This window comes from Pseudomonas sp. NPDC088429 (assembly GCF_044753305.1).
Taxonomy (GTDB): domain Bacteria; phylum Pseudomonadota; class Gammaproteobacteria; order Pseudomonadales; family Pseudomonadaceae; genus Aquipseudomonas; species Aquipseudomonas rustica.
Window position 1 is genome coordinate 1 of the sequence record NZ_JBIVMX010000030.1, and the last position, 26,715, is coordinate 26,715.

28 protein-coding genes are annotated in these 26,715 nt (G+C 59.0%); 15 read left to right on the plus strand and 13 right to left on the minus strand.

Annotated features, from left to right (window positions below; genetic code table 11):
* Positions 1-194 precede the first annotated feature (194 nt).
* From ACIP66_RS16275 to ACIP66_RS16285, 3 genes are all read left to right on the plus strand, one after another.
* Positions 195-1,706, plus strand: coding sequence for a cytosine permease (locus ACIP66_RS16275; RefSeq protein ID WP_159814646.1), 1,512 nt, complete (start codon positions 195-197; stop codon positions 1,704-1,706).
* A gap of 152 nt (positions 1,707-1,858) precedes the next feature.
* Positions 1,859-3,238 (plus strand): sodium:solute symporter, encoded by a 1,380-nt coding sequence (locus ACIP66_RS16280; RefSeq protein ID WP_053118194.1) that lies wholly within the window; start codon positions 1,859-1,861, stop codon positions 3,236-3,238.
* A gap of 130 nt (positions 3,239-3,368) precedes the next feature.
* Positions 3,369-3,617, plus strand: coding sequence for an acyl carrier protein (locus ACIP66_RS16285; protein ID WP_400649150.1), 249 nt, complete (start codon positions 3,369-3,371; stop codon positions 3,615-3,617).
* Between the two features lie 89 nt (positions 3,618-3,706).
* Here ACIP66_RS16285 and ACIP66_RS16290 read toward each other — a convergent pair whose 3' ends face one another.
* The 4 genes from ACIP66_RS16290 to ACIP66_RS16305 form a co-directional block, all read right to left on the minus strand.
* On the minus strand, positions 3,707-3,835 hold the full coding sequence (locus ACIP66_RS16290; RefSeq protein ID WP_003184145.1) for a PA1414 family protein: 129 nt from the start codon (positions 3,833-3,835) through the stop codon (positions 3,707-3,709).
* 282 nt (positions 3,836-4,117) lie between these two features.
* Positions 4,118-5,047, minus strand: coding sequence for a DMT family transporter (locus tag ACIP66_RS16295; RefSeq protein WP_400649152.1), 930 nt, complete (start codon positions 5,045-5,047; stop codon positions 4,118-4,120).
* 250 nt (positions 5,048-5,297) lie between these two features.
* Complete coding sequence (locus ACIP66_RS16300) at positions 5,298-5,696, minus strand: DUF2177 family protein (RefSeq protein ID WP_159814648.1); 399 nt, start codon at positions 5,694-5,696, stop codon at positions 5,298-5,300.
* Positions 5,697-5,799: 103 nt separating this feature from the next.
* Entirely contained in the window at positions 5,800-6,636 is an 837-nt protein-coding gene (locus ACIP66_RS16305; protein WP_053118186.1) for a S1 RNA-binding domain-containing protein, read from the minus strand.
* Between the two features lie 340 nt (positions 6,637-6,976).
* On the opposite strand from ACIP66_RS16305, the gene ACIP66_RS16310 reads away from it, so the two are divergent.
* The 3 genes from ACIP66_RS16310 to ACIP66_RS16320 all read left to right on the plus strand — a co-directional run bounded on the left by ACIP66_RS16310 (position 6,977) and on the right by ACIP66_RS16320 (position 9,048).
* Complete coding sequence (locus ACIP66_RS16310; RefSeq protein WP_016702300.1) at positions 6,977-7,165, plus strand: hypothetical protein; 189 nt, start codon at positions 6,977-6,979, stop codon at positions 7,163-7,165.
* A gap of 217 nt (positions 7,166-7,382) precedes the next feature.
* The gene (locus ACIP66_RS16315) at positions 7,383-8,099 is read left to right on the plus strand and encodes a TorF family putative porin (RefSeq protein ID WP_053118184.1); all 717 of its coding nucleotides are present in this window, start codon (positions 7,383-7,385) and stop codon (positions 8,097-8,099) included.
* 76 nt (positions 8,100-8,175) lie between these two features.
* A complete protein-coding gene (locus ACIP66_RS16320; protein WP_400649155.1) occupies positions 8,176-9,048 on the plus strand; it encodes a DUF6279 family lipoprotein in 873 nt (290 codons plus the stop codon).
* A 103-nt stretch (positions 9,049-9,151) separates the two neighbouring features.
* Here ACIP66_RS16320 and ACIP66_RS16325 read toward each other — a convergent pair whose 3' ends face one another.
* The gene (locus ACIP66_RS16325; protein WP_400649156.1) at positions 9,152-9,544 is read right to left on the minus strand and encodes a transcriptional regulator; all 393 of its coding nucleotides are present in this window, start codon (positions 9,542-9,544) and stop codon (positions 9,152-9,154) included.
* A gap of 175 nt (positions 9,545-9,719) precedes the next feature.
* On the opposite strand from ACIP66_RS16325, the gene ACIP66_RS16330 reads away from it, so the two are divergent.
* Both ACIP66_RS16330 and ACIP66_RS16335 read left to right on the plus strand, forming a co-directional pair.
* Positions 9,720-10,454 carry a DUF899 domain-containing protein gene (locus ACIP66_RS16330; protein WP_400649158.1) on the plus strand — a complete coding sequence of 245 codons (735 nt, stop codon included), beginning with the start codon at positions 9,720-9,722 and terminating at the stop codon, positions 10,452-10,454.
* A 182-nt stretch (positions 10,455-10,636) separates the two neighbouring features.
* Positions 10,637-10,912, plus strand: coding sequence for a hypothetical protein (locus tag ACIP66_RS16335; RefSeq protein WP_053118177.1), 276 nt, complete (start codon positions 10,637-10,639; stop codon positions 10,910-10,912).
* A gap of 90 nt (positions 10,913-11,002) precedes the next feature.
* Here ACIP66_RS16335 and ACIP66_RS16340 read toward each other — a convergent pair whose 3' ends face one another.
* Positions 11,003-12,343, minus strand: a complete 1,341-nt coding sequence (locus ACIP66_RS16340; RefSeq protein WP_053118174.1) for a DEAD/DEAH box helicase — start codon at positions 12,341-12,343, stop codon at positions 11,003-11,005.
* 191 nt (positions 12,344-12,534) lie between these two features.
* Here ACIP66_RS16340 and ACIP66_RS16345 point away from each other — a divergent pair, with 191 nt between their 5' ends.
* Entirely contained in the window at positions 12,535-13,833 is a 1,299-nt protein-coding gene (locus ACIP66_RS16345) for a mechanosensitive ion channel family protein (RefSeq protein ID WP_053118172.1), read from the plus strand.
* 90 nt (positions 13,834-13,923) lie between these two features.
* Here the strand turns inward: ACIP66_RS16345 and ACIP66_RS16350 are convergent, their stop codons facing one another.
* The 3 genes from ACIP66_RS16350 to ACIP66_RS16360 form a co-directional block, all read right to left on the minus strand.
* Positions 13,924-14,781 carry a carboxylate/amino acid/amine transporter gene (locus tag ACIP66_RS16350; protein WP_212550537.1) on the minus strand — a complete coding sequence of 286 codons (858 nt, stop codon included), beginning with the start codon at positions 14,779-14,781 and terminating at the stop codon, positions 13,924-13,926.
* Positions 14,782-15,103: 322 nt separating this feature from the next.
* Positions 15,104-15,703, minus strand: a complete 600-nt coding sequence (locus ACIP66_RS16355; RefSeq protein WP_053118168.1) for an FMN-dependent NADH-azoreductase — start codon at positions 15,701-15,703, stop codon at positions 15,104-15,106.
* Positions 15,704-15,932: 229 nt separating this feature from the next.
* Positions 15,933-16,247: a hypothetical protein gene (locus ACIP66_RS16360; RefSeq protein WP_053118166.1), complete on the minus strand. Its 315-nt coding sequence runs from the start codon at positions 16,245-16,247 to the stop codon at positions 15,933-15,935.
* A 49-nt stretch (positions 16,248-16,296) separates the two neighbouring features.
* On the opposite strand from ACIP66_RS16360, the gene ACIP66_RS16365 reads away from it, so the two are divergent.
* From ACIP66_RS16365 to aqpZ, 5 genes are all read left to right on the plus strand, one after another.
* Positions 16,297-17,220 (plus strand): LysR family transcriptional regulator, encoded by a 924-nt coding sequence (locus ACIP66_RS16365; protein ID WP_008086429.1) that lies wholly within the window; start codon positions 16,297-16,299, stop codon positions 17,218-17,220.
* A gap of 14 nt (positions 17,221-17,234) precedes the next feature.
* Positions 17,235-18,038, plus strand: a complete 804-nt coding sequence (locus ACIP66_RS16370) for an alpha/beta fold hydrolase (RefSeq protein WP_400649161.1) — start codon at positions 17,235-17,237, stop codon at positions 18,036-18,038.
* A 3-nt stretch (positions 18,039-18,041) separates the two neighbouring features.
* Entirely contained in the window at positions 18,042-18,605 is a 564-nt protein-coding gene (locus ACIP66_RS16375; RefSeq protein WP_053118162.1) for a peptidylprolyl isomerase, read from the plus strand.
* 88 nt (positions 18,606-18,693) lie between these two features.
* Positions 18,694-20,526, plus strand: a complete 1,833-nt coding sequence (locus tag ACIP66_RS16380) for an ABC transporter ATP-binding protein (RefSeq protein WP_053118159.1) — start codon at positions 18,694-18,696, stop codon at positions 20,524-20,526.
* A 277-nt stretch (positions 20,527-20,803) separates the two neighbouring features.
* The gene (gene aqpZ, locus ACIP66_RS16385; RefSeq protein ID WP_400649164.1) at positions 20,804-21,499 is read left to right on the plus strand and encodes an aquaporin Z; all 696 of its coding nucleotides are present in this window, start codon (positions 20,804-20,806) and stop codon (positions 21,497-21,499) included.
* Between the two features lie 109 nt (positions 21,500-21,608).
* On the opposite strand, the gene ACIP66_RS16390 is transcribed toward aqpZ, so the two are convergent.
* On the minus strand, positions 21,609-22,733 hold the full coding sequence (locus ACIP66_RS16390) for a GNAT family N-acetyltransferase (RefSeq protein ID WP_400649166.1): 1,125 nt from the start codon (positions 22,731-22,733) through the stop codon (positions 21,609-21,611).
* Positions 22,734-23,016: 283 nt separating this feature from the next.
* Between ACIP66_RS16390 and ACIP66_RS16395 the strand changes: the two genes are divergently transcribed.
* On the plus strand, positions 23,017-24,339 hold the full coding sequence (locus ACIP66_RS16395) for a putative porin (protein WP_053118153.1): 1,323 nt from the start codon (positions 23,017-23,019) through the stop codon (positions 24,337-24,339).
* A 149-nt stretch (positions 24,340-24,488) separates the two neighbouring features.
* On the opposite strand, the gene ACIP66_RS16400 is transcribed toward ACIP66_RS16395, so the two are convergent.
* The 3 genes from ACIP66_RS16400 to ACIP66_RS16410 form a co-directional block, all read right to left on the minus strand.
* Positions 24,489-24,722, minus strand: a complete 234-nt coding sequence (locus tag ACIP66_RS16400; protein ID WP_400649168.1) for an anti-sigma factor family protein — start codon at positions 24,720-24,722, stop codon at positions 24,489-24,491.
* Complete coding sequence (locus ACIP66_RS16405) at positions 24,716-25,330, minus strand: RNA polymerase sigma factor (RefSeq protein WP_053118150.1); 615 nt, start codon at positions 25,328-25,330, stop codon at positions 24,716-24,718. Before ACIP66_RS16405 ends, ACIP66_RS16400 begins: the two co-directional genes overlap by 7 nt.
* 95 nt (positions 25,331-25,425) lie before the next feature.
* Positions 25,426-26,547 (minus strand): beta-ketoacyl-ACP synthase III, encoded by a 1,122-nt coding sequence (locus tag ACIP66_RS16410; RefSeq protein ID WP_053118148.1) that lies wholly within the window; start codon positions 26,545-26,547, stop codon positions 25,426-25,428.
* Between the last annotated feature and the right edge of the window lie 168 nt (positions 26,548-26,715).

Below are 26,715 nucleotides of genomic sequence, written 5' to 3' on the forward strand. Positions count from 1 at the left end.
TTTGAGTCGTCGGGTCTGCGCCTCGACCACGCATTTTGCCGCGCTGAAGAAACAAGCGTCGAGCCTAGAACAACAAGGCCATTGGCTGGCCTGCCACGAACATTTGTCCGCGATGCCGGAAGGGCTGCCATCCCCTTAGCCAAAACAGGTGACGCTCACGAACGATGAGCGCGCCTTTGTGATCGGAGCAGATCATGAATAACAACAACAACGAAAAAAGCCTTAGCAGCATTGAAACAAACGGGGTCGAACAGATCCCGGATCATGAGCGCGACGCCCGACCCAGCGACCTGTTTCGCTTGATCTTCGGCGGCGCCAATACCTTCGCCACCGCCGTACTCGGCAGTTTCCCGGTGCTGTTCGGTCTGTCTTTTCAGGCCGGCGTCTGGGCGATCGTGCTGGGCGTGGTGGTCGGTGCGCTGATCCTTGCGCCGATGGGCCTGTTCGGCCCGCTCAACGGCACCAACAATGCCGTGTCATCGGGTGCGCATTTCGGTGTGCACGGGCGGATCGTCGGCTCGTTCCTGTCGTTGTTGACGGCGATCGCGTTCTTCTCACTGTCGGTGTGGAGTTCGGGTGACGCGCTGGTCGGTGGTGCCAAACGTCTGATCGGCCTGCCGGAAACCGACCTGACCCTGGGTCTGGCCTACGGCTTGTTCGCGTTGCTGGTGCTCACCGTGTGCATTTACGGCTTCCGCATCATGCTGTGGGTCAACCGCATTGCGGTGTGGGCCGCGAGTCTGTTGTTCCTGCTCGGCATTTTCGCCTTTGCCCCCGCCTTCGACAGCCAGTACGCCGGCAGCGTGGCCCTCGGTCAGGCAGGTTTCTGGGCGGCGTTTATCGGCGCCGCGCTGGTAGCGATGAGCAACCCGATTTCCTTCGGCGCCTTCCTCGGCGACTGGTCACGCTACATCCCGCGCACAACCCCGAAAGCCCGGATCATGCTGGCGGTGATCGCGGCACAGTTGGCAACCCTGATTCCGTTTTTGTTCGGCCTGACCACCGCGACCATCGTCGCGATCAAGGCGCCGGACTACATCGCGGCGAACAACTATGTCGGTGGTTTGCTGGCGGTGTCGCCGAGCTGGTTCTTCCTGCCGGTGTGCCTGATTGCCGTGATCGGCGGCATGTCCACCGGCACCACCTCGCTGTATGGCACCGGGCTGGACATGTCCAGCGTGTTCCCGCGCGTGCTGTCGCGGGTGAAAGCGACGCTGTTGATCGGCGTGCTGTCGATTGCCTTCATCTTCATCGGTCGCTTTGCGGCGAACCTGGTGCAGAGCGTGTCGACCTTCGCCGTGCTGATCATCACCTGCACCACGCCATGGATGGTGATCATGATCATCGGCCTGTTGGTACGTCGCGGTTTCTACTGCCCGGATGACCTGCAAGTGTTCACGCGCGGCGAACAGGGCGGACGCTACTGGTTCAACCACGGCTGGAACTGGCGCGGTCTGGGCGCATGGATCCCGAGCGCGGCGGTCGGCCTGTGCTTCGTCAACCTGCCGGGGCAGTTCGTTGGCCCGCTGGGCGAAATGGCCGGCGGCATCGACATCAGCTTGCCGGTGACCCTGGGCCTGGCTTCGGTGGTGTACCTGACGCTGCTGAGCCTGTTCCCGGAACCGCGGGAAGTGTTCGGCCCGAAGGATGCACGGAGCCAAGGCGCGGAGTCGCCGGTTAAAGCGGCAATGCGACAAGCCGCCTGATTTACGCATGAACCGTAGGAGCAAGGCTTGCCCGCGAAGAACGATAACGCGGTCAGCCTGCTTGACCCTGGCGCGCCCATCGCGGGCAAGCCTTGCTCCTACAGGTTTGGTTTTTGTTTCACCATAAAAAAGACAATCGGAGACACGCCATCATGGCTTTGGATTTATTCGTCGTCCTCATCTACGCAGCCGGCATGCTTTTGCTCGGCTATTTCGGCATGCGCAAGGCCAAAACCAACGAGGACTTTCTGGTCGCCGGTCGTAACCTCGGCCCAAGCCTGTACATGGGCACCATGGCCGCTACCGTGCTCGGTGGTGCGTCCACCGTCGGCACCGTTCGCCTTGGCTACGTGCATGGCATCTCCGGTTTCTGGCTGTGCGCCGCGCTGGGTTGCGGGATTCTCGCGCTGAACCTGTTTCTGGCCAAACCGCTGCTGAAGCTGAAGATCTACACCGTTACCCAAGTGCTGGAAAAGCGCTACAACCCGATGGCTCGCTCGGCCTCCGCGCTGATCATGCTGGCCTACGCATTGATGATCGGCGTGACCTCGATCCTCGCGATCGGCACCGTCCTGCAAGTGCTGTTTGACCTGCCATTCTGGGTTTCGGTACTCGTCGGTGGTGGCGTGGTGGTGATCTACTCGGCGATCGGCGGCATGTGGTCGCTGACCCTGACCGACATCGTCCAGTTCATCATCAAGACCGTCGGCCTGATGTTCATCCTGTTGCCGATCTGCCTGTACCGCGTTGGCGGTTGGGACGAGCTGGTACTGAAGTTGCCGGCTACCGCGTTCAACTTCACCACGATCGGTTGGGACACGATCATCACCTACTTCATGATCTACTTCTTCGGCATCCTGATCGGTCAGGACATCTGGCAACGGGTTTTCACCGTCAAAAACGAAAAAGTCGCCAAGTACGCCGGCAGCGCCGCCGGCATCTACTGCATCATCTACGGCCTGGCCTGCGCCCTGATCGGCATGGCGGCACACGTGCTGATTCCTGATCTGTCCAACGTCAACAACGCCTTCGCCGCCATCGTCAAACTGTCGCTGCCGGACGGCATCCGGGGTCTGGTGATCGCTGCCGCACTGGCCGCCATGATGTCTACCGCCAGCGCCGGCCTGCTCGCCGCTGCCACCACCATCACCGAAGACCTGCTGCCGAAACTGCGCGGCGGTAAACAGTCGAGCCTGGGCATCAACCGCCTGTTCACCCTGCTGACCGGTGTTGTGGTGCTGGGTATCGCTCTGGTGGTGAACGATGTGATCAGCGCGCTGACCCTCGCTTACAACCTGTTGGTCGGCGGCATGTTGATCCCGCTGATCGGGGCGATCTTCTGGAAACGCGCAACCACTGCCGGCGCGATTGCCAGTATGGGTCTGGGTTTCGCCACCGCCCTGTTGTTCATGATCAAGGACGGCCTCGATGCCAACACGCCGATCTACTACAGCCTGGCTGTGGGCCTGATCAGTTTCGTGGTGGTCAGCCTGGTCTCCCCTCGCCCGGCTACCGTGGCGAGCGCGATCTAAGCTTGATGTAACGACTTGATGCTTTCTTCGACGGGTGTGGCGTCGGTTGCCACACCCGTTTTTTTCGTCTGTAGAAAAGTGCTGATGAAGATGCTTCACTCAAGCAGAACAACGACTAGAAAATTCTGCCATGAGAAGAGCTGCCGTGCGTGCCGCCGTGCACCGGTTCATCCGCCGTTTGCTGGAGAACCGTGATTTCAACGACCACACCAGCCTTGTGCAATTGGGGTTGGAAAAAGCCGATATCGAGGATCTGATTTTTCATCTGGAAGATGAATTCGGACTGACGGCCTTCACCGCCGAAGAAGACCGCATGCTCAAGACCGCGAAGACTGCGAATGACTTGAGCCGGTTCTTGCTTGAAATTGGCCGGCATTGAAAGCAAAAGATCGCAGCCTGCGGCAGCTCCTACACTGATCCATGTAGGAGCTGCCGAAGGCTGCGATCTCTTGATCCTTAAAGAGGCACTTACCGCCGGCGCGGCTGGCGGCGACGCTGCTCGTCATCGGTGCGGATCGGGACAGGTTGCAGAGGCGGTTCGATCAAGCCGAGGGCAACACCCAAGTCGTGCAGCCAGTTTTGAATTTTCTCTTTCATCGTCATGCCCCCTTCAGGGTGGTGCTGAGCGGCCGGAATTCTGAGGCCGCTTCGCACTGATAATAGTCCGAAGTCCTACGCAATGCTCGGCGAAATCCGCAATGATCTGTTACTGAATGGAACAGAATCTGCAGCCATTGGTTCAAGCCGTTTCTCGCACATCCGCCGAAGCCGCGGGATAGACAGCCTGCAGCACTTCTATCCACGCATTCGGATCGGCCCCGACCCTGCCTTTGGCCCCATGAGCCATGTTGTCGCACCCCCTGAATGCTCGGCCAGCGGCTACTGACCCAGCGCTTTGCGCAAACGCCGACGCACCCACTGTTCGGCGCTGACGAAGGTGATGCCGAGTAACACCAGCACGGCGCCGATGATGAAGTTCAGGCTCAGCTCTTCGCCGAGCAGAATCACGCCGAAGGTCACGCCGAACAGCGGCGTCATAAACGAAAACACCGCCAGATTGGCCGCCAGATATCGACGCAACAGCCAGAACCACACCAGATAACTGAAGAACGACACCACCAGCCCTTGGAACAGCACACTGGCCACCGCCACCGTGGTCAGGTTGACGTGAGTGATCTGGCCGCTGAACAGCGCAATCAACAGCAGGCCGACGAAACCGACCATCAATTGATAGAACAGGGTCAACGTCACAGGCGCGTCAGACAGACGCGAGGCACGCACGACCACGGTGGTCGCGCCCCAGCAGGCACCGGCCAGAATCCCGAAGAAGTCACCGAGCAGCATGTTCCGGTCGAGGTTGTCCCACGACACGCCGCCGGCGAAGGCAATCGCGATGCCGAGAAACGCCAACAGAATCCCCAGCCACTGCAGCGGCCGCAAACGCTCGCTCGCCAGCAGAAAATGCACGCCCAACGCGGTGAAGATCGGCGCGGTGTAGAGGAATACCGACATGTGCGCGGCGGTGGTCAGTTGCAGGCCTTCGGAGATAAAAAAGAATTCCAGACCGAACAACGCACCGGCGAGCAAACCGCCGCGCCAGGTGTTGCCGACCTGATCCCAACCGCCCTTCCAGCAGATCAACAATCCTACAAGCAACGCAGAAATGCCTGACCGCCCCGCCGCCTGCATCACCGGCGCGATGTCGGGCGCGGCCCATTTGATCATGACTTGCTGCACGCCCCAGATCAGGCACAGGCCGATCATCACTTGCAGGGCAAACCGGTCGGCATTGCGCCGCTCGACACTCACCGCAACACCTCGAACACACACAACATGGCAGGCCATCCAATGGTCAGAAAACAGTGCTTGGGATTATCAATGAGTCGGGCGCAAAAAGCCGTCTGGAAAAGACATTTGTTTCTTCTGCAGCGTCAGCGGTGAATGGCCGTCGGCTGCGCCGCCCTTCGCGAGCAAGCCCGCTCCCACAATGGCAACGCATTCCAAATGTGGGAGCGAGCCCGCTCGCGAAGAGGCCGGCACTAACAACGCCCATTCAGGATCAGACCTGCCCAAACCGCCTCACCACCAAAAACCCAACCGCACAAGCCACAGCCGTCGCCACCATCCCCCATACCCAATCCATCAACGTCACCTGCACCGACCACCCACGCAACGTCGCCCAATTCGTCAGGTCATACGTCCCATACGCCACCAGCCCCAACAACGCCCCCCTCTTCACCGCCCACTGCCAACTCAGCGCGGGCAACACCACAAACACCACGCAGCCAAAAACATACAGGCAATAAAAAACCGCGGCCGGTAACAGCAGCGGTTTTTCCAGCATCAGCGAACCGAGCAGTTCGCGGTAGGTCGGCGCCATGAGCAGCCCGAGCCAGATGCCGTCGAGCAGAAGAAACGTCAGCAGCGTGGCGACGTAGGCAATCAGCGATCTTTTCATCACACCACCCTCAATGTAGGAGCTGCCGCAGGCTGCGATCTTTTGACCTTGAAGATCAACAGATCGCAGCCTGCGGCAGCTCCTACATGGGGCTAGCGTGGGCTCAGGTTAGTTCAATGCGATCGGCATGAATAACGATCTTGCCTTCCTTGTACAGCGAACCGATGGCCTTCTTGAAGTTGCCTTTGCTGACGCCGAACAGGCTGCTGATCAACGCCGGATCGCTCTTGTCGCTGACCGGCAGCGTGCCGTCGTTGTCGCGCAACTTGGCGAGGATCTTCGAGTTTAGGCTGCTCGCCGCTTCCTGACCCACCGGTTGCAGGCTCAGGGCGATCTTGCCATCGGCGCGCACTTCCTTGATGTAGCCCTTCTCGCTCATGCCGGCACGCATGAACTTGAAGATTTCGTTCTTGTGGATCAAACCCCAGTGCTTGTTGTTGATGATCGCCTTGAAGCCCATGTCGGTGGCTTCGGCAACCAGCAGATCAACTTCCTGGCCCTGGCTGTAATTGGCCGGGGTTTTGTCGAGGTAGCGATCCAGCCGCGCGGTGGCGGTAATGCGGCGGGTGTGCTTGTCGAGGTAGACGTGCACCACGCAGTACTCGCCGGCAGTCATCTGGCGCTTTTCTTCGGAATACGGCAGCAACAGATCCTTCGGCAGCCCCCAATCGAGGAACACACCGATGCTGTTGACTTCAACAACTTTCAGACTGGCAAATTCGCCGACCTGAACTTTTGGTTTCTCTGTGGTAGCGAGAAGTTTGTCTTCGCTGTCCAGATAAACAAAAACGTTGAGCCAATCTTCATCTTCGCTGGGAATATCTTTAGGGATATAACGGTTGGGCAAAAGAATCTCGCCGTCCGCACCGCCGTCCAGATATAAACCGAAGTTAGTGTGTTTAACCACTTGCAAACTGTTGTAACGCCCGACTAAAGCCATTTCCAGAACCCTCATTACGTGGGCGGCATTCTACCCGTTTTTGCCGTGAACGTTCGCCGGCAGATCCTCGGTTTCGGCTAAATCTGCGCCACGCCTTGATTTTCCTTGATCGCCGACGAGCGAGGTGCCGCTCGTCAGTCTGCCAGCGAGGGTTTCAGCCGCGACATAATGTCCCGTCAAACAGCAATGATCTTATTTAAAACAGCAGGTTAGCTGGATATTTCAATTAATTAGCCGCAAATAATGCAGCACCGCACTGGGTTATTGCCGGGGATATTTACCAAGCAATTGTCAAGTAATTACTGTACGATGCCTGGCCGAGTTACTTTTCTACAGGTTAATGGCCGCCATGCGTGTAAAAGCATCCAACAGCAAAGCAAAGCCAGCTCCAGCCGTTGAAACCAGCGAATCGATCAACGATCAAATCGCAGCGTTCCTCAAGTCCGGCGGCGAGATCCAGCAAATTGCCAAAGGCGTCAGTGGCCAGACGTTCGGCCCGTCCAAGCAGATCAGCCTGGGCAAGAAGTAACACCCGGTTTTACACCCGTCCAGAGGCGCTTTGAGCTTCGAAGCGCCTGGACTGGCACCGCGCAACACCCTCCCCGTTTTAAACATCCCAGATATCAAATATTCAGAAATCGACGAACGGCCTTCAATGCCGAGCATTCGCCGGTATCCTTGCACGCGTCTAGATCAAGCGTTTCAGCAGGCCCGCCGTCCTGCGCTCGCTGTTCATGGAGTGACGCATGCGCACATCTTCCTGTTTATTGCTTGTAGGCCTGCTCGCGGCTACGACTGCGCACGCGCAGATTTTCCAGCGTGAACTCGGTGATTTCGACCTCAAGCTCGGCACCACACCCAGCCGCAGCATGGCGCAGGGTCTGGTCAAACCGGCGGCGGTCGGTTCGTTCCACGGCGGTCTCGATCTGAGCCACGACAGTGGCCTCTACGTCGGTCAGTACGCGCCGAGCATGGGCATCTCGCCGGGCAAGAACCTCGAAATCGATTCCTACGTCGGCTTTAAACAACCATTCGATCAGTTGCTCGGCTACGAAGTCGGGATGATTCATTACAGCTATCCGAAGGTCGACACCCTCGACAGCCAGGAAGTGTTCGGTGGCCTGACCCTGCTCGGCAGCCGCTTCGGCATCGCGCTGAGCAACGACCCGGATAAACAGAACAACACCCTTTTCGCCGACCTTGGCGGCAATCAGCCGTTCGGCATCGGCGTCAGCATGAAATACACCACCCACCAGTTGAACTCGCCCGTGGCGGTGGACGGCGGCTACGTCAGTAGTTTTACCGATTGGTCGGTGAAGTTCTCCCGCCCGGTGATGGGCGTCGATCTCGATCTCATCTACAGCAACTCCAGCCTCAGCGGCAGCGATTGCTCGGCCTATTCCGGCCACAACAGCCAGTGCGACGGCCTCGTCACGCTCAAGGCCGAACGCGCCTTCTATTGATCGGCTGAACTGCCGGGCTCATTCTGCGTTCACATAAACATCAGACCCTCAGGCTGGCCATCGCAAGGATTCGCCCATGTCTCGCTGGTTCAAGCACATTGCCGCGCTATTGATGTTCACCCTCGCCCTCGGCGCCTGCAGCCGCGTCGGCCTGGCCTATCGCAACCTCGACGTGATCATTCCGTGGACGCTCGGCGACTACGTCGACATGAACGGCGAGCAGAAAGACTGGTTCAACGAGCGCCTCAAGGAACACCTCAACTGGCACTGCACCACGCAGTTGCCGGGTTACCTCGACTGGCTGGATCGCTTGCAAACCATGGTCGAGACCAATCAGGTCACCGACGCCGCCCTGCAGGCGCGCACCGCCGAAGCCAAGCAAGCCATCGCCGAAACAGCGAAAGAGATCACCCCGTCGGCCATCGAATTGCTGCAAGGTCTGGACGACAAGCAAGTGACGGAGATGAATGAAGCGTTCGCCAAGGACTTGCGCAAACGCCAGCAGGATTACGTCAATCCGCCGCTGGCCCAGCAGATCAAGGAACGTGGCGAGCGCATGACCAAACGCCTAAACGACTGGCTCGGCCCGCTCAGCCCTACGCAAGAACAGCGCGTAGTGGCCTGGACTAACGCTCTCGGCGATCAGAACACCCAGTGGATCGCCAACCGCGCGCATTGGCAAAAGCAGTTCAGTGCTGCCGTGGCGCAACGCAAGAGTGCAGAATTCCCACAGCGTATCGAGACGCTTCTGGTGAATCGCGAGAGCTTATGGACAGCGGATTACCGCAAGGCCTATGCCGACACCGAAGCGCAGGCGCGCTCGTTGTTCGTTGATTTGATGGCGGAGAGCACGCCGCAGCAGCGTCAGCGCTTATTGAAAAAAATCGAAGGCGTACGCAAAGACTTCAACGACCTCAAATGCTTGAAGGCCGCACAAAAGTCCTTGTAGGAGCAGAGCTTGCTCGCGAAAGCGGTCTGTCATTCAACAATAACGTTGGGGCTGACGACGCCTTCGCGAGCAAGCTCGGCTCCTACAGGATCGCGGTCAACTTTTAGGCGATCTGGGCTTTGGAGGCGACTTCATCAAACGTCGCTTCATCCAGCGCATCGGGCTGTTCATCCAGCACCTGACGCGGGTGGTCATTGCCGGGAATGCTGCTGTCGATCAGGCTCAGCAAGCTCGAACCGCGCGGGGTCAGAGAAAAATTGTTGCCGGTGCTGCCCTCCTCATCCGGACGCGGCTGGATAAAACCGCGCAAAAGCAACAGCCGTTCATAGTCGCAGGCCACCGTTTTCAGGTGATCCAGATTCTCGATCGGCTCGCCGGCGCTGGCTTTCTCCGCCGCGTAATCCTCAGCGTAGGCGCGAGGGGCGAAGCTGTGGCCGGCGCTGTTTTGCACTTCGTGCAGCAAGCGTTCAATCAAATCCCAGTTATAAGTCGTCATCCTGATTCAACCTCCGGTGCGCATGATTTGGGGCGCGTACCTAGGTTGTGACCGGAGGCTGGCGCAGCCGTTCAGCTGTATTTCCGTTGCCGACCGACCGGCGGTCTGTCGATTTCCCGGCGGGCTGAACGACTAGTCTGAAACAGACGGTTTCAACCCCGCAGGAGAAATCATCATGAACGTTGAGAACCATCCGGTGGTGTCGCGTGACGCATGGCTCGCCGCCCGCAAACAACATTTAGAACACGAAAAAGCCTTCACCAAAGAGCGCGATCGCCTCAGCGCTGAACGCCGCGCCTTGCCTTGGGTGAAAGTCGACAAGGACTACCACTTCCAGGGCTCGAACGGCGAATTGAAGCTGGCTGACCTGTTTGGCGACCACAGCCAATTGGTGATCTACCACTTCATGTTCGCCAAGGATTGGGAGGAAGGCTGCCAGGGTTGCTCGTTCCTCAGCGACCACATCGACGGCGCCAACCAGCATTTGGCCCACCACGATATCGCCGTGGTTGCGGTGTCCCACGCACCGTTTAACCAGTTTCAAGACTTCAAACAACGCATGGGCTGGAAGTTTGACTGGGTATCGTCAGAGGGCTGCGACTTCAACTATGACTTGGGCGTATGCGCCCGTGCCGAGGATGTTGCCGCCGGAAAGGCTACGTACAACTACGAAAAAACTGACAGCGCAGAGGAAGAAATGCCCGGGCTGAGCGTGTTTTACAAGGACATCGCCGGAAACATCTTCCACACCTATTCCACCTACGCCCGGGGTCTGGACATGCTGGTTGGCGCCTACAACTACCTCGACCTGACGCCGAAGGGCCGCAACGAAGACGAGATCATGGAATGGGTGCGGCATCATGATCGTTATGAAGGCGCGACAAAATCCAGCTGCTGCCACGGCAACTGATCGCCATTTGTTGGAGCGGGCTTGCTCGCGAAAGCGGTATGTCAGCCAATATTCATGGTGATTGACACGACGCTTTCGCGAGCAGGCTCGCTCCCACAGGTTCTGCCACAGTTTCTGAACTTTTCGCAGGCTTTGCCCCTCAACCGGTTAACCCGCCTTAACCGGAACTGAGGCCTGCCCCCATGAAAACCCTGATCAAGCTCACCCTCGCCGCCACGCTTGCCTGCGCCCTGCCCGTATGGGCCTGCACGCCTGAGGAGGCGACCGCCAAACGTGAACAACTGGCCAAAGAGGTCACCAAGCTCACTGAACAGAATCCGGCCAAGGCCAAAGAGATCAACGCCGAGTTGCAGAAAATGGATCTGGGCACGGCCAGCGCGGATCTGCCGGACAAATGCCAGTTGATTGATCAGCGCTTGAAAGAGTTGGGTACGGCGGAGAAGAAGGCGGAAGGCTAAAGCGAAGATCGCAGCCTTCGGCAGCTCCTACAGAGGGGCGAAAAAAAAACCCGGACATTGTCCGGGTTTTTTTATCCAGCCTGAAACGACTTACTCAGCCGCTGGCTCTGCCGGCTTGCGGCGCTTGAGCGGGGCCATGCCGTCGCTGCTCACCAACGAGTCTGGCTTCGGACGGTTGGCGCTCTTGCGCTTGGTCGGCGTCTTGGCGGCGGTTTTCTTCTTGTCGCCCTTGGCATCGGTCTTTTTCTTCTTCACGCCAACGGCTTTGCCCGAGGCCTTGACCTTTTTCGGCCCGCCGTAGGTGCCTTTGACTTCCTTGACGGTGCGGCGCTCGAAGCTTTGCTTCAGGTAGCGCTCGATGCTCGACATCAGGTTCCAGTCGCCATGGCAGATCAGCGAGATCGCCAGGCCGTCGTTACCGGCACGACCAGTGCGACCGATACGGTGCACGTACTCGTCGCCGCTGCGGGGCATGTCGAAGTTGATCACCATGTCCAGACCATCAACGTCCAGACCACGGGCCGCGACGTCGGTGGCCACGAGGATCTTCACGCCGCCCTGCTTCAGACGGTCGATCGCCAGTTTGCGATCCTTCTGGTCTTTCTCGCCGTGCAGCACGAACGCTTTGTATTCCTGAGCCACGAGGCGGCCGTAGATGCGGTCGGCCATGGCGCGGGTGTTGGTGAAGATGATCGCCTTCTGATAGGTCTCGTTGGCCAGCAGCCAGTTCACAATCTGCTCTTTGTGCTGATTGTGGTCGGCGGTGATGATTTGCTGACGAGTGGTCGAGTTCAGCTGGCTGACCGCGTTGAGCTGCAAGTGCTCAGGGTTATTCAGCACTTTGGCGATCATCTCGCGCAGGCCGGAACCACCGGTGGTGGCCGAGAACAGCATGGTTTGCTGACGGTTCGTGCATTCGTCGACCAGACGCTGAACGTCTTCGGAGAAGCCCATGTCGAGCATGCGGTCGGCTTCGTCGAGCACCAGCACTTCGACTTCTTTCAAATCGAGGTTGCCGGCGTTGAGTTGCTCGATCATGCGGCCCGGGGTGCCGATGAGGATGTCCGGCACTTTGCGCAGCATCGCCGCTTGTACCTTGAAGTCTTCACCGCCAGTGATCAGGCCGGATTTGATGAAGGTGAACTGCGAGAAACGCTCAACTTCCTTCAGGGTTTGCTGGGCCAGCTCGCGGGTCGGCAGCAGGATCAGCGTCTTGATGCTGACGCGAACCTTGGCCGGGCCGATCAGGCGATTGAGGATTGGCAGAACGAAAGCGGCGGTTTTGCCGCTACCGGTTTGCGCAGTCACCCGCAGATCACGCCCTTGGAGCGCCAGCGGGATGGCCGCGGCTTGCACAGGCGTTGGCTCGACAAATTTCAGCTCGGCCACAGCTTTAAGCAGGCGTTCGTGCAGGGCGAATTGGGAAAACACGGGTGCTACCTCGAAGATATGCAAAAAAACAGCTGCATAGGTTACCGGTTTCGAGCGCTCAGGCCGAGTTTCTTTATGCAAACGGCAGCAATCAGTGGTTTTTTTGTTGCCTGATTTGTCTCCAAACGTAATACCTGGCGTCTTAAATGCTCTAATCGGCCATCGCGTCTTACAGAAGAATCGTTTCACTTATGGATATCAAACAGCTCTGGCTCAACGCCCAAGACCTCTGGGGCACCCTCGAACAGCATCCGATCCTGCAAGCCAGCCTGGCGCTGATGCTGCTGTTGGTGATCGCGCTGGTACTCGGACGAGTGGCGCGCTACCTGATCCTGCACGCCAGCCGCATGCTCGGTCGTCAGCCGGCGTTTCACTGGATCAACGATTTACGCCACAACAAAGTGTTTCAGCGCCTGGCGCAGATCACCCCGTCGCTGGTGATCCAGTTCGGCCTGCACCTGGTGCCGGAACTGAGCAAAACCGCGATGAATTTCCTCGGCAACGTCGCGCTGGCGTTCACCATCCTGTTTTTGCTGCTGACCATCAGCGCGCTGCTCAATGCCCTGCTCGACATCTATGCGCGCACCGAACACGCCCGTACGCGCTCGATCAAAGGCTACGTGCAACTGGCGAAAATGGTTTTGTACGTGTTTGGCGGGATCATCATCGTCGCCACTCTGATCGACCGTTCGCCACTGTTGCTGCTCTCCGGTCTCGGTGCGATGTCGGCGGTGATTCTGTTGGTCTACAAAGACACGCTGCTGTCGTTCGTCGCCAGCGTGCAGTTGACCAGCAACGACATGCTGCGGGTTGGCGACTGGATCGAAATGCCGCAAGTCGGCGCCGATGGCGATGTGGTCGACATCACCCTGCACACGGTCAAGGTGCAGAATTTCGATAAGACCATTGTGTCGATCCCGACGTGGCGCTTGATGTCCGAGTCGTTCAAGAACTGGCGTGGCATGCAGCAATCCGGCGGACGGCGGATCAAACGCAGCCTGTTCATCGACGCCAGCGGCGTGCGTTTCATCCGCGATGACGAGGAAGAAAAACTCTCACAGGTGCACTTGCTGACCGACTACATGAGCCGCAAGAAAGCCGAGCTCAAGGCGTGGAATGAGGCGCAGGGCAATGTCGCGGCGATGTCGGCAAACCGCCGCCGGATGACCAATATCGGCACGTTCCGCGCGTATGCGCTGGCGTATCTGAAGAGTCATCCGGAGATTCAACCGAACATGACCTGCATGGTGCGGCAGATGCAGACCACGGCGCAGGGCATTCCGCTGGAGATCTACTGCTTCACCCGCACCACGGCGTGGGCGGATTACGAGCGGATTCAGGGGGATATTTTTGATTATCTGCTGGCGGTGTTGCCGGAGTTTGGGTTGAGTCTGTATCAGCAGCCGAGTGGCGGGGATTTGCGCTCTGGCCTGCTGCCAGCGGTGCTCGGCTCGGCAAGCATTCCCGAGCCACAAAAACACCTTATGTAACCCAAAATCTCCCTGTAGGAGCTGCCGCAGGCTGCGATCTTTTGACCTTGAAGATCAAAAGATCGCAGCCTGCGGCAGCTCCTACGGGAGTTATGCGGTACGTCGGATGCCGAGGCGGCTAATCCACACAGCAGCAAGGATGACGCTACCCCCCAGGAACAACCGCCCCAATTCCTCATGCTGATTCCAGATCAGCAAATTCAGCAGCAACCCCACCGGCACATGCAGGTTGTTCATCACTGCCAACGTGCCGCCGTTGACCATGCACGCGCCCTTGTTCCACCAGTACATGCCCAGCGCGGTCGAGACCAGTCCGAGAAACAGCAGCACGCCCCACTGCAGCGGCGCTTCCGGCAGAAAATTCGCTTTGCCGAACAGCAAGAACGCCGGCAGCACCACCGCCAGCGCGCCGACGTAGAAGAAGCCGAAACGTCGGTAATGCGGCAAATCACTCGGGTGCTTGGCCACTAGATGTTTGTACATCACCTGCCCGGCGGCGTAGGTGAAGTTGGCCAATTGCAGCAGCAGGAAGCCCATGAAGAAGTCCGGGCTGATGCTGTCGAAACGAATCACCGCCGCCCCACTCACCGCCACCAGTGCGGCGATCAGCGCCCACGGGTTGAAGCGGCGGTTCAGCGCGTCTTCGATCAACGTCACGTGCAACGGCGTGAGGATGGTGAACAGCAACACTTCCGGCACCGTCAGCACGCGGAAGCTCAGGTACAGACAGACGTAGGTCACACCGAACTGCAACGCACCGATCATCAGCATGCCGCGCATGAACGACGGTTCGACCGAGCGCCAGCGGGTCAGCGGGATGAACACCAGCCCGGCCAGCACCACGCGCACCAGCACCGCGAAGTAACTGTCGACATGACCGGCCAGATACTCGCCAATCAGACTGAAGGAAAACGCCTGGATCAGCGTGACAAAAAGTAGATAGCCCATGCTCGCCTCGGTTTTGAATGGCGGCGACGATAGCGGTTTTCGATTCTGCAACCAACACAAATCCCCCGTAGGAGCTGCCGCAGGCTGCGATCTTTTGATCCTGTTTTTTTAGAATCAAGATCAAAAGATCGCAGCCTTCGGCAGCTCCTACACGGGGGATAGGTGAATTCCGGGCAAAAAAAAGCCCGATCTCGCCTATGCGTTCAATCGGGCTACAGCACTCAGGAGCAACAAGTGCAAAGGGAGGTTCGATGCGCGTGGAACCTTGAAGGGGTTGCGCCAGGTCACTAGACCATCCGGAGATTATCTGGCGATTAACCTGTCAAGCGACCTGGGACAGTTTGGCGTTGGCCTGATTCAAGCCCTTCTCCTGGAAGTCGCCGCCAAGGTTCATGCCTTCGGCGTGGATAAAGGTCACGTCGTTGATACCGATGAAACCCATGACCTGACGCAGGTACGGTTCCTGATGATCCGCCGGGCCGCCGGCGTAGATGCCGCCGCGAGCGGTCAGCACGTAAGCACGCTTGCCGCTGAGCAGGCCTTGCGGGCCGGTTTCGGTGTACTTAAAAGTCACGCCGGCACGCAGCACGTGGTCGAGCCAAGCTTTGAGGGTGCTCGGGATGGCGAAGTTGTACATCGGCGCGGCCATGACCAGCACGTCGGCGGCGAGCAGTTCATCAGTCAATTCATTGGAGCGATCCAGCGATGATTGTTCGCTGGCGTTGCGCTGTTCGGCAGGCTTCATCCAGCCACCCAACAGGTTGGCGTCCAGATGCGGTACCGGGTTCACGGCGAGGTCACGCACGGTGATCTGATCGGCAGGGTGTGCAGCTTTCCACTGACTGATGAAGGTCTGGGTCAGTTGACGGGACACCGAGTCTTGCTGGCGGGCGCTGCTTTCAATGATCAGAACGCGGGACATGTTGTGTAGCCTCCATCCGAGAATGTTGTAAGTCGATGGAGTAAAAGTTAAACAGAGTTGAATCGATGAAAAAGCGCAAATAATTGCTGCAAAGTATCGAATAATTCGTTTAGATGCTGACACCTACCCTGTAGGAGTGAGCCTGCTCGCGATGGCGTAGTGTCAGGCACCATTAATTTATCTGACACACCGCTATCGCGAGCAGGCTCACTCCTACAAGGGATTCGGGTTATTTCGGGACGCAGGTCAGTTTGATGCGCAACTTGATGATCGAGCGGGTGAACTTGGCCGTGGCGTTTTTATGTTTGCCGGCCGGAACATCGATGCTGCGGGTGCGCGGCGCCTCGGGGCCGTTGCTGAAGACGGCCTTGCACGTCGCATCGACATCGCCGTAGTTGGCGACCCGGATGGAGCCGATGTCGTTGTCGGTGTCATAGGTTTCGTAGTCGATCTTCAAACCGTTGAGATCCTTTTCCACGTCAATCGGGTACGCGAACGCCGTCAGCGGCAGCAGCGCCAGCAACACACAACAGAATTTTTTCATTCGGCAGTCTCCATGAGGGACCGCCAGCTTAGGACAAGAGGAGCTATTGATGAAAGCGCCCCGCGTGACCCTGGATCAATGGCGAACATTGCAGGCCGTGGTCGACCATGGCGGATTTGCCCAGGCCGCCGAGGCCCTGCACCGCTCGCAATCGTCGGTGAGCTACACCGTCGCGCGCATGCAGGATCAGCTCGGCGTGCCGCTGTTGCGCATCGATGGGCGTAAAGCCGTGCTCACCGAAGCCGGAGGCGTGTTGCTGCGTCGTTCGCGGCAACTGGTGAAACAGGCCAGTCAGCTCGAAGACCTTGCCCATCACATGGAACAAGGCTGGGAAGCGGAAGTGCGGCTGGTGGTCGACGCCGCTTACCCGAGTGCGCGCATCGTCCGCGCGCTCACCGCGTTCATGCCGCAAAGCCGTGGCTGCCGCGTGCGTCTGCGTGAAGAAGTGTTGTCGGGTGTGGAAGAAGTCCTGCTCGAAGGCGTGGCCGATCTGGCCATCACCGGCCTGAGCATTCCCGGCCACCTCGGGGCGGAATTGAGCGACGTCGAGTTCATCGCCGTCGCCCACCCCGATCACCCGCTGCACCGGCTCAATCGCGAACTGAGTTTTCAGGATCTCGAAACGCAAATGCAAGTGGTGATCCGCGACTCCGGCCGCCAGCAACCCCGCGATGTCGGCTGGCTCGGCGCCGAACAGCGTTGGACGGTCGGCAGCCTCGCCACCGCCGCGACATTTGTCAGCAGCGGTCTGGGTTTTGCCTGGTTGCCTCGACACATGATTGAACGAGAACTCAAGGATGGCTCGCTCAAGCTGCTACCGTTGGACAGGGGCGGCACCCGCAACTCCAGCTTCTATCTGTATTCGAACAAAGACAAACCCCTGGGCCCGGCGACGCAAATCCTCATCGAACTGCTGCGCACCTTCGATACGTTGCCTTTGGATGCGCCGTACGCCGCCCCTGAACAAGCCTGACACGGAGTCCACCGATGGCGTATTTCGAGCACGAAGGCTGCAACCTGCACTACGAGGAATATGGCCACGGTACGCCGTTGCTGCTGGTTCACGGGCTCGGTTCGAGCACGCTGGACTGGGAAATGCAGATCCCGACACTCGCCGCGCACTACCGGGTGATCGTTCCGGATGTTCGCGGCCACGGCCGCTCGGACAAACCCCGTGAGCGCTACAGCATCGCTGGTTTCAGCGCCGACCTCCTCGCGCTGATCGAACATTTGAACCTCGGCCCGGTGCATTACGCCGGGCTGTCCATGGGCGGCATGATCGGTTTTCAGTTCGCCGTCGATCAACCGCAGCTGCTCAAGAGTCTGACCATCGTCAACAGCGCGCCCGAGGTCAAACTGCGCAGCCGTGATGACTACTGGCAGTGGTTCAAACGCTGGAGCCTGATGCGCGTGCTCAGCCTCGAAACCATCGGCAAAGCCCTCGGCGGCAAACTTTTTCCCAAGCCGGAACAGGCCGATCTGCGGCAGAAAATGGCCGAACGCTGGGCAAAAAACGACAAACGTGCTTATCTCGCCAGCTTCGATGCGATTGTCGGTTGGGGCGTTCAGGAACGACTTTCCCGCGTGACCTGTCCAACCCTCATCGTCAGCGCCGACCGCGACTACACACCCGTCGCGCTGAAAGAAACCTATGTAAAACTGCTGCCTGATGCACGGCTGGTGGTGATCGACGATTCGCGCCACGCCACCCCGCTAGACCAACCGCAACGCTTCAATCAAACGCTGCTGGAGTTTCTCGCCACAGCCGACCTTCAATCTCAGGATCACTGACCCATGCTGAAAAAACTCGCCCTCGCCGCCGGTACCGTTCTGTTTGCCGCCAACCTGATGGCAGCGACGCCAGCCAAGGCGCCACACGTGCTGCTGGACACCACCAACGGCCAGATCGAAATCGAGCTGGATCCGGTCAAGGCGCCGATCAGTACCAAGAACTTCCTTGAGTACGTCGACAGCGGCTTCTATACCAACACCATTTTCCACCGCGTGATTCCGGGCTTCATGGCTCAGGGCGGCGGTTTCACCCAACAAATGCAACAGAAAGACACCAAGGCGCCGATCAAGAACGAAGCCAGCAATGGCCTGCACAACGTTCGCGGCACGCTGTCGATGGCGCGCACTTCCAACCCGGATTCGGCCACCAGCCAGTTCTTCATCAACGTGGCCGACAACGCCTTCCTCGATCCGGGCCGTGACGCCGGTTACGCGGTATTCGCCAAAGTGGTCAAGGGCATGGACGTGGTCGACATCATCGTCAACTCGCAGACCACCACTAAAAGCGGCATGCAAAACGTGCCTGTCGACCCTGTGATCATCAAGTCGGCCAAGCGCATCGACTAAGTTCTGCAGGGCATATCGAGCGGCGCCGGGCTGATCCCGCGCCGCTCACACTGATAAAAGGAGAGCCCGCATTCCGGGCGTTTATCTGATGCTCTATCGCCGTTTCGAACAACTGATCGACATATTCCGCGACGCCCCCACGGCGTCCCCTCCAGACCGTGTCTGGCCCTTCTATGTTTACTACCTCAAACAGGTCTGGCCGAGTTTCGCCGCCCTGCTCGTCGTTGGCCTGTTTGCCGCGCTGATCGAAGTGGCGCTGTTCAGTTACCTGAGCCGCATCATCGACCTGGCCCAAGGCACGCCGAACCCGAATTTCTTCAGCGACCACGCCCTCGAACTGACGTGGATGGTGGTGGTTGCCCTTGTGTTGCGGCCGATCTTTTTCGGCCTGCACGACCTGCTGGTGCATCAGACGCTGAGCCCCGGCATGACCAGCATGATCCGCTGGCAGAACCACAGCTATGTGCTCAAGCAGAGCCTGAATTTCTTCCAGAATGACTTCGCCGGGCGCATCGCCCAACGCATCATGCAGACCGGCAACTCGCTGCGTGATTCTGCGGTACAAGCGGTGGATGCGCTGTGGCACGTGGTGATTTACGCGATCAGCTCGCTGGTGCTGTTTGCCGAAGCTGACTGGCGCCTGATGATCCCGCTGCTGCTGTGGATCGCCGCCTACATCGGCGCGCTCTACTACTTTGTGCCACGGGTCAAACAACGCTCGGTGGAAGCCTCCGACGCGCGCTCGAAACTGATGGGGCGCATCGTCGACGGCTACACCAACATCGCCACGCTGAAGCTGTTCGCCCACACCAATTTCGAACAGCACTACGCCAAGGAAGCCATCGAAGAACAGACCGTCAAAGCGCAACTGGCCGGTCGCGTGGTCACCAGCATGGACGTGGCGATCACCACCATGAACGGCTTGCTGATCGTCGGCACTACCGCGTTGGCCCTGTGGTTGTGGACGCAATCGTTGATCACTGTCGGCGCGATTGCTTTGGCGACCGGCCTGGTGATTCGCATCGTCAACATGTCCGGTTGGATCATGTGGGTGGTCACCGGCATTTTCGAAAACATCGGCATGGTGCAGGACGGTTTGCAAACCATCGCACAACCGGTCAGCGTCACCGATCGCGAAGACGCCAAACCGCTGCAAGTGGCCCGTGGCGAAGTGCGTTTCGAGCACGTCGATTTTCACTACGGCAAGAAGCGCGGGATCATCGGCGACCTCAACCTGAACATCAAACCGGGTGAGAAAATCGGTTTGATCGGGCCGTCCGGCGCCGGTAAATCGACCTTGGTCAACCTGCTGCTGCGCCTGTACGACGTCGAGGGCGGGCGCATTCTGATCGACGGGCAGAACATCGCCGACGTCGGTCAGGAAAGCCTGCGTGCGCGCATCGGCATGATCACCCAGGACACTTCGTTGCTGCACCGTTCGATCCGCGACAACTTGTTGTACGGCAAACCGGACGCGACCGATGCCGAGTTGTGGGACGCGGTGCACAAGGCGCGCGCCGATGAGTTTATTCCGCTGCTGTCGGACGCCGAGGGCCGTACCGGTTTCGATGCGCATGTCGGTGAGCGTGGGGTGAAATTGTCCGGTGGTCAGCGTCAGCGCATTGCGATAGCGCGAGTGCTGCTCAAGGACGCGCCGATCCTGATCATGGACGAAGCCACCTCGGCGCTGGACTCGGAAGTCGAAGCGGCGATTCAGGAAAGTCTGGAAACGCTGATGCAAGGCAAAACCGTGATCGCGATTGCGCACCGGCTCTCGACCATTGCGCGGATGGATCGGCTGGTGGTGTTGGAGAACGGCAAGATTGCCGAGAGCGGTACTCACGCAGAATTGCTCGCCCACCGTGGCCTGTATTCGCGGCTGTGGGCGCACCAGACCGGGGGGTTCGTCGGTATCGACTGATGCACTGAATGATCGTTCCCACGCTCCGCGTGGGAACGCAGCCCGTGACGCTCCGCGTCACTGGACGCGGAGCGTCCCTTGAGGCATTCCCACGCAGAGCGTGGGAACAATCACTGTAGGAGCTGCCGCAGGCTGCGATCTTTGCTTTTTGCCCTGCTGGAAATCCGTAAAAACCCTGCTGTACTCAGCCAAGGCTTCGGAACGGAGCCTGTCGTAAGTCTGCAAGGACGCACAACTCGATGCAGTCTCGATAGCAGCGCTATCAAGGACTCTTCTCATGTCTCTGTTGAAACGTTCAGCTACGGAGTTGTTGGGTACGTTCTGGTTGGTGTTGGGTGGTTGCGGCAGTGCGGTGATCGCCGCGTCTTCGCCGCTGGGTATCGGCGTGCTGGGGGTGGCCCTGGCGTTTGGTCTGACGGTGCTGACCATGGCGTTCGCCATCGGCCACATCAGCGGATGTCACCTCAACCCGGCCGTGTCGGTCGGTCTGGTCGTCGGCGGTCGATTCCCCGCCAAAGAGTTGCCTGCTTACATCATTGCCCAAGTGCTCGGCGCGATCCTCGCGGCGGCGTTGATCGCTCATATCGCCAGCGGCAAGGAAGGTTTCGATATTGCCTCCGGCCTCGCGTCCAACGGTTATGGCGAGCATTCTCCCGGCAAGTATTCGATGGCGGCAGGGTTTGTCACTGAGCTGGTGATGACCGCGATGTTCGTGATCATCATCCTCGGCGCGACCGACAGACGCGCGCCACCGGGACTGGCACCGATTGCGATTGGTCTGGCCCTGACGCTGATCCACTTGATCTCGATTCCGGTCACCAACACCTCGGTCAACCCGGCGCGCAGTACCGGGCCGGCGCTGATGGTGGGCGGCTGGGCGATTGCGCAGTTGTGGATGTTCTGGGTCGCGCCGCTGATAGGCGCAGTGGTCGGCGGCGGGATCTACCGCTGGCTGGGCAAAGAAGAAACCTGAGCCCAACACAATTCCCGTGTAGGAGCTGCCGAAGGCTGCGATCTTTTGATCTTGGTTTTTAAAAGGCCAGATCAAAAAATCGCAGCCTTCGGCAGCTCCTGCATGGGTTCTAGGTTTGGCGGTAGGGCAAGGCTGTTCGGGCTTCTTCGGCGTAGGCGAGAACGCCGGCGCGCTCTTGCTCGAGGAAGTCTTTGACCGCCGCTTTCAGCCCCGGATGACGCAAGTAATGCCAAGAATGCGTGATCACCGGCTCAAACCCGCGAATCAATTTGTGCTCCCCCTGAGCACCCGCATCAAACCGCTGAAAGCCATTGGCAATCGCGTAATCCATGCCCTGATAAAAACACGTTTCGAAATGCAGCCGATCATACTCCGCCAAGCAGCCCCAATAACGGCCGTAGAAACTGTCGCCGCCGACCAGACTGAAGGCCATCGCCACCGGCCGTGAACCCTGTTTTGCCAACACCACACGAATGGCTTCGGGCATGCGCTCAGCGAGCAAACTGAAAAACTCCCGCGTCAGATAAGGCGCTTGTCGGCGCACCGCGTAGGTATTGGCATAGCAGGCATAGACGAAATCCCACTGCGCCTCATCCAGCTCACGCCCCTCCAGCCATTCAAACTCAAAGCCCTGCCCCGCCACTTGCTCGCGCTCTTTGCGCATCTGCTTGCGCTTGCGCGAAGCGAGCACGTCGAGGAAGTCTTGAAAGTCGCGATAACCCCGATTTTGCCAGTGATACTGACAGCCGATGCGCTGCAGCCAACCAGGTTGCTCGGCCAGCGCTGCATCGGTAAACGGGTCAGTGAAATTGATGTGCGCGCTGGAAAGCTCTTCGATTTCCAGATACCCCGGCAGACTTTTCAGCAGTTCGAAACCGTCCTCGACATTCGCCGCCAATAAGCGCGGGCCGCTGACCGGGCTGAACGGCACAGCGATCAACAGTTTGGGGTAATAGTCGATACCGGCGCGGGCACAGGCGTCGGCCCAGCCATGATCGAACACGTACTCACCGTAGGAATGCCACTTGCGGTAAGTGGGCAACGCGGCGATCAGTCGATCATCTTCGATGTGCAGCAAATGCTCCGGCAGCCAACCGGTGTGCGGGCCAACGCTGCCGCTGTCTTCCAGCGCACTGAGAAAGGCATGCCGCAGAAACGGCTGATTCTCGGGCACCAATGCGTCCCAGCTTGCGGGGGCGACTTCTGACAGGTTTTGCAGGCGTTGCAACGGCATCAACGGGCTCTCCACATCGGGGCTTCAAAGCCCGGCGAGTATCGCTTATCGACGTGCTTTGCACACGCTCCTTCGGCCGACACCGCTCTAAATCAATCGTTCCGGCCAAACACCCATCGTCATCATCCTGCCATCACTGTGCCACTGCACTGTCATAAACCATCGCGATACTGGCGCCTGTTTTTAGAGCGTCGGGTTATAGCCCGGCCACTGTTTTCCGACCTTCAACCGTCGGTTGTGTCCAGGATGGTTCAGCCATCCCCTTTCATCTTCGGAGATTGCTATGCGTCTTGCTTCCACGAAAACTGCGGCGGCCCTGTGTGGCGGCCTGTTGCTGGCCATGAGTGTTCCGGCCAGCGCCGCAGTCGACGCCAAACTGCTCGACATGCTTAAAGCCAACGGCTCGATTTCCCAGGCGCAGTACATCGAACTGCAAACCGAACTGGCCAAGGATCAAAAGGCTCAGCAAATCGCGCAGCAGGCGCAGCAAGAGACCAATGAACAAGTCGCGGCTGTCGCGAAGAAGACCAACGAACAAAGCGCTTTCGATCAGAAACTGGCGTGGGCAGCGAAGACTCAATTCAAGGGTGATGTACGCATCCGTCAGGAGACCGTCAAGATCGACGGCGAATCCAACAACGGCGGTCGCGACAAGGATCGCCAGCGTATCCGTGCCCGCCTCGGCGCCTACACCGAGATCAACCCGCAAGTCGACACCGGCATCCGCATCGCCACTGGCGGCGGCGACGACGCTCGTTCGACCAACCAGGATCTGGACAACTATTTCGACAAGAAGCAGATCTGGCTCGACCTGGGCTACATCGATTACCACCCCGATCAGATCAAGAACCTGCACGTGATCGGCGGCAAGATGCTGCAACCGTGGGTGAGCATGGGCGATGTGATCTGGGATGGCGACATCAACCCGGAAGGTCTGGCCGTTACTTACAAATACCCACTGGGCAGCACCGCCGAACTGTTCGGCAGCCTGGGCAACTACACCCTCAAGGACAACGTCGATGGCGAAGGCGTGCAGTTCCGTCACGACCTGCGTCTGACCGCCGGCCAGTTGGGTAGCCGTCTGGCGATCACCGACAACCTGAAATTGACCGTCGGCGGCAGCGTTTACGCCTACCAGAACGACGAAGACAGCCGCTGCACCGGCACCTCGACACCGTGCGCGCTGTCGGTCAACGGCAACTCGGCGAACAACGAATTCCGTTTGTATGAAGGGTTCAGCCAACTCGACATCGGCGGTCTGGCAATGCCTCTGTCGTTCTACGGTCAGTACGTGAAAAACAACGACGCCGTGACCGACGCAGACACCGCCTGGCTGATCGGCGCCAAGTCGAAAGTCTTCGGTTTCAACCTCGATTACAACTACCGTGATGTGCAGCGCGACGCCGTGGTGGGGGCCTTCACCGACTCCGACTTTGCCAACGGCACCACCGGCTCGCGTGGCCACAAGTTCAAGGTCGGTTACGACATCGACAAGAACTTCGCCATCGGTGCCACGTACTTCCTGACCAAGGCCGACTTCGCCAGCCGTACTCAGCGTGACGCGGACACCAACACCCTGCAACTGGATGCCGAAGCGAAGTTCTAACAGCGTCAATTTAGCCCGGTGCGGGCGGGACGATCCCCATCATCCGTTCGTTTCACCCGCACTGTGCTACTCCCTTGTAGGAGCTGCAGAAGGCTGCGATCTTTTGATCTTGTTTATCAAGGTCAAAAGATCGCAGCCTTCGGCAGCTCCTACAGGTCTTTGCGGCGTTGTTCGGCGAGTCGTTCGGCCAAGGCGTCCACGCCCTCTTCAGGTTTTTCCGGCATCGCCTTCAACGTCGCCTGCATCAAGCGCATCTGGCGCATGAAACGGCGGCAATTGGGGCAGAACATCAGGTGATGACGCACCATCAGTTTCTCGCGGAAGCTCAACTGGCCATCGAGATAATCGCTGGAGCGCGCCACTTGTTCTTTACAGGTCAGCATTCCCCGGTCTCCTCAAAATGCTCCACCGTGGCGAAGACTTTCAGCCGCGCCCGATGCAGCAGCACACGGACATTGGAGAGCGAGATCTCCAGAAGATTACAGATCTCTTCCAGCTCCAGACCCTGCCGTTCGCGCAGCAGCAAAACACTGCTTTGCAGCTCCGACAGACTGAGCAACGTGTGCTCGAGACAGTCGCGCAATTCACCTTCGGTAAGCAGTGCTTCGGGGGTGTCCTGGTGCCAGGCGAACGGGGCGATCAACCAATGGCCGTCGCCGGGGGAGAAGCGGTCGTCGTCGATGCTGCCGTGGGGTGACGGCAAGTCATCCATCAGCACTTCGCGGCGATTTTGCTTGTAGCGGCTTTTGGCGGAGTTGGCGGTGATGGTCAGTAGCCAGGTTTTCAGGCTGGAACGACCTTCGAAGGTGCCGATGTGGCGAACCACGGAGAGCCAGGCATCCTGCACCACTTCTTCGACGTGACGCTGACCGACGATGGCATAGGCCACGGCGCGCATCGCGCTTTGATAGGTGCTGACCAGTTCCTTGAAAGCCTTCTGCTCACCGGCCAGCAGGCGTTCGAGCAGTTGAGTGTCGTCCGTTGCGGCCATGCATTACCTCTCTGAAAGCAAAAGATCGCAGCCTGCGGCAGCTCCTACGGGGATCAGTGCAGGAGCTGCCGCAGGCGGCGATCTTTAAGGCGCGATCAACGTTTACGCAGGATCACACTGCCGATTGAGTAACCGGCACCGAACGAGCTCAGCACGGCCAGCGAACCGGCGGCGAGATCGTCCTGATATTTGTGGAACGCGATGACCGAACCCGCCGAGCTGGTGTTGGCGTAGGTGTCGAGAATCACCGGTGCTTCTTCTTCGGTGGCTTCGCGACCGAGCAACTTGCGCACGATCAGGTGGTTCATGCTCAGGTTGGCCTGGTGCAGCCAGAAGCGCTTCACGTCGCCAACGTTGAGTTGGTTCTCCTGCAGATGCTCACCGATCAACTCGGCAACCATCGGGCAGACATCCTTGAACACCTTGCGGCCTTCCTGCACGAACAGCTTGTCGCGGGCACCGACGCCCTCTTCTGCTGCGCGGTTAAGGAAGCCGAAATTGTTGCGGATGTTGTTGGAGAACTTGGTCAGCAGTTTGGTGCTGACCACGTCGAACTGGTGCTTTGAGGTGGCGGTGTCCGCACGTTCGATGATCACCGCAGTCGCGGCGTCGCCGAAGATGAAGTGGCTGTCGCGGTCACGGAAGTTCAGGTGACCGGTGCAGACTTCCGGGTTGACCATCAGGATCGCCCGGGCCTGGCCCAGTTGCACGCTGTTGGCGGCGGCCTGAATGCCGAAGGTCGCCGAGGAGCAAGCGACGTTCATGTCGAAACCGAAGCCTTGAATGCCCAGCGCTTCCTGGACTTCGATGGCGATGGCCGGGTAGGCGCGTTGCAGGTTGGAGCAGGCGACGATCACGCCGTCGATGTCAGCGGCGGTTTTGCCGGCGCGTTGCAGGGCCTGTTCGGCTGCGCCGATGGCCATCTGGCAGAGCACCGACCATTCGTCGTTGGAACGCTCGGGCAGGCGCGGGGCCATGCGCTGCGGGTCAAGGATGCCGTCCTTGTCCATGACAAAGCGGCTCTTGATGCCCGAAGCTTTTTCGATGAAGGCTGCGCTGGATTCGGTCAGGGCCTGGACTTCGCCGTTGGCAATGGCCTCGGCGTTGTCGGCGTTGAACTGCGCGACGTAAGTATTGAAAGACTGCACCAGCTCTTCGTTGGAGATGCTGTTGGCCGGGGTGTACAGGCCGGTGCCGCTGATGACGACGTTATGCATGGTCGTTTCTCTAATCTGTTCAGGCAGAAAGTGCTGGAACCGTCGTACCAACACACAAAGGGTCTATTCCCATCCGGGGGACGCAAACCTGGCATCGTTTTATTCCGCCACGCGACACGGCCGAAGGCTCTGGGTCGCGAAACCGGCGTTTATGGTCGCGAAGTTTGC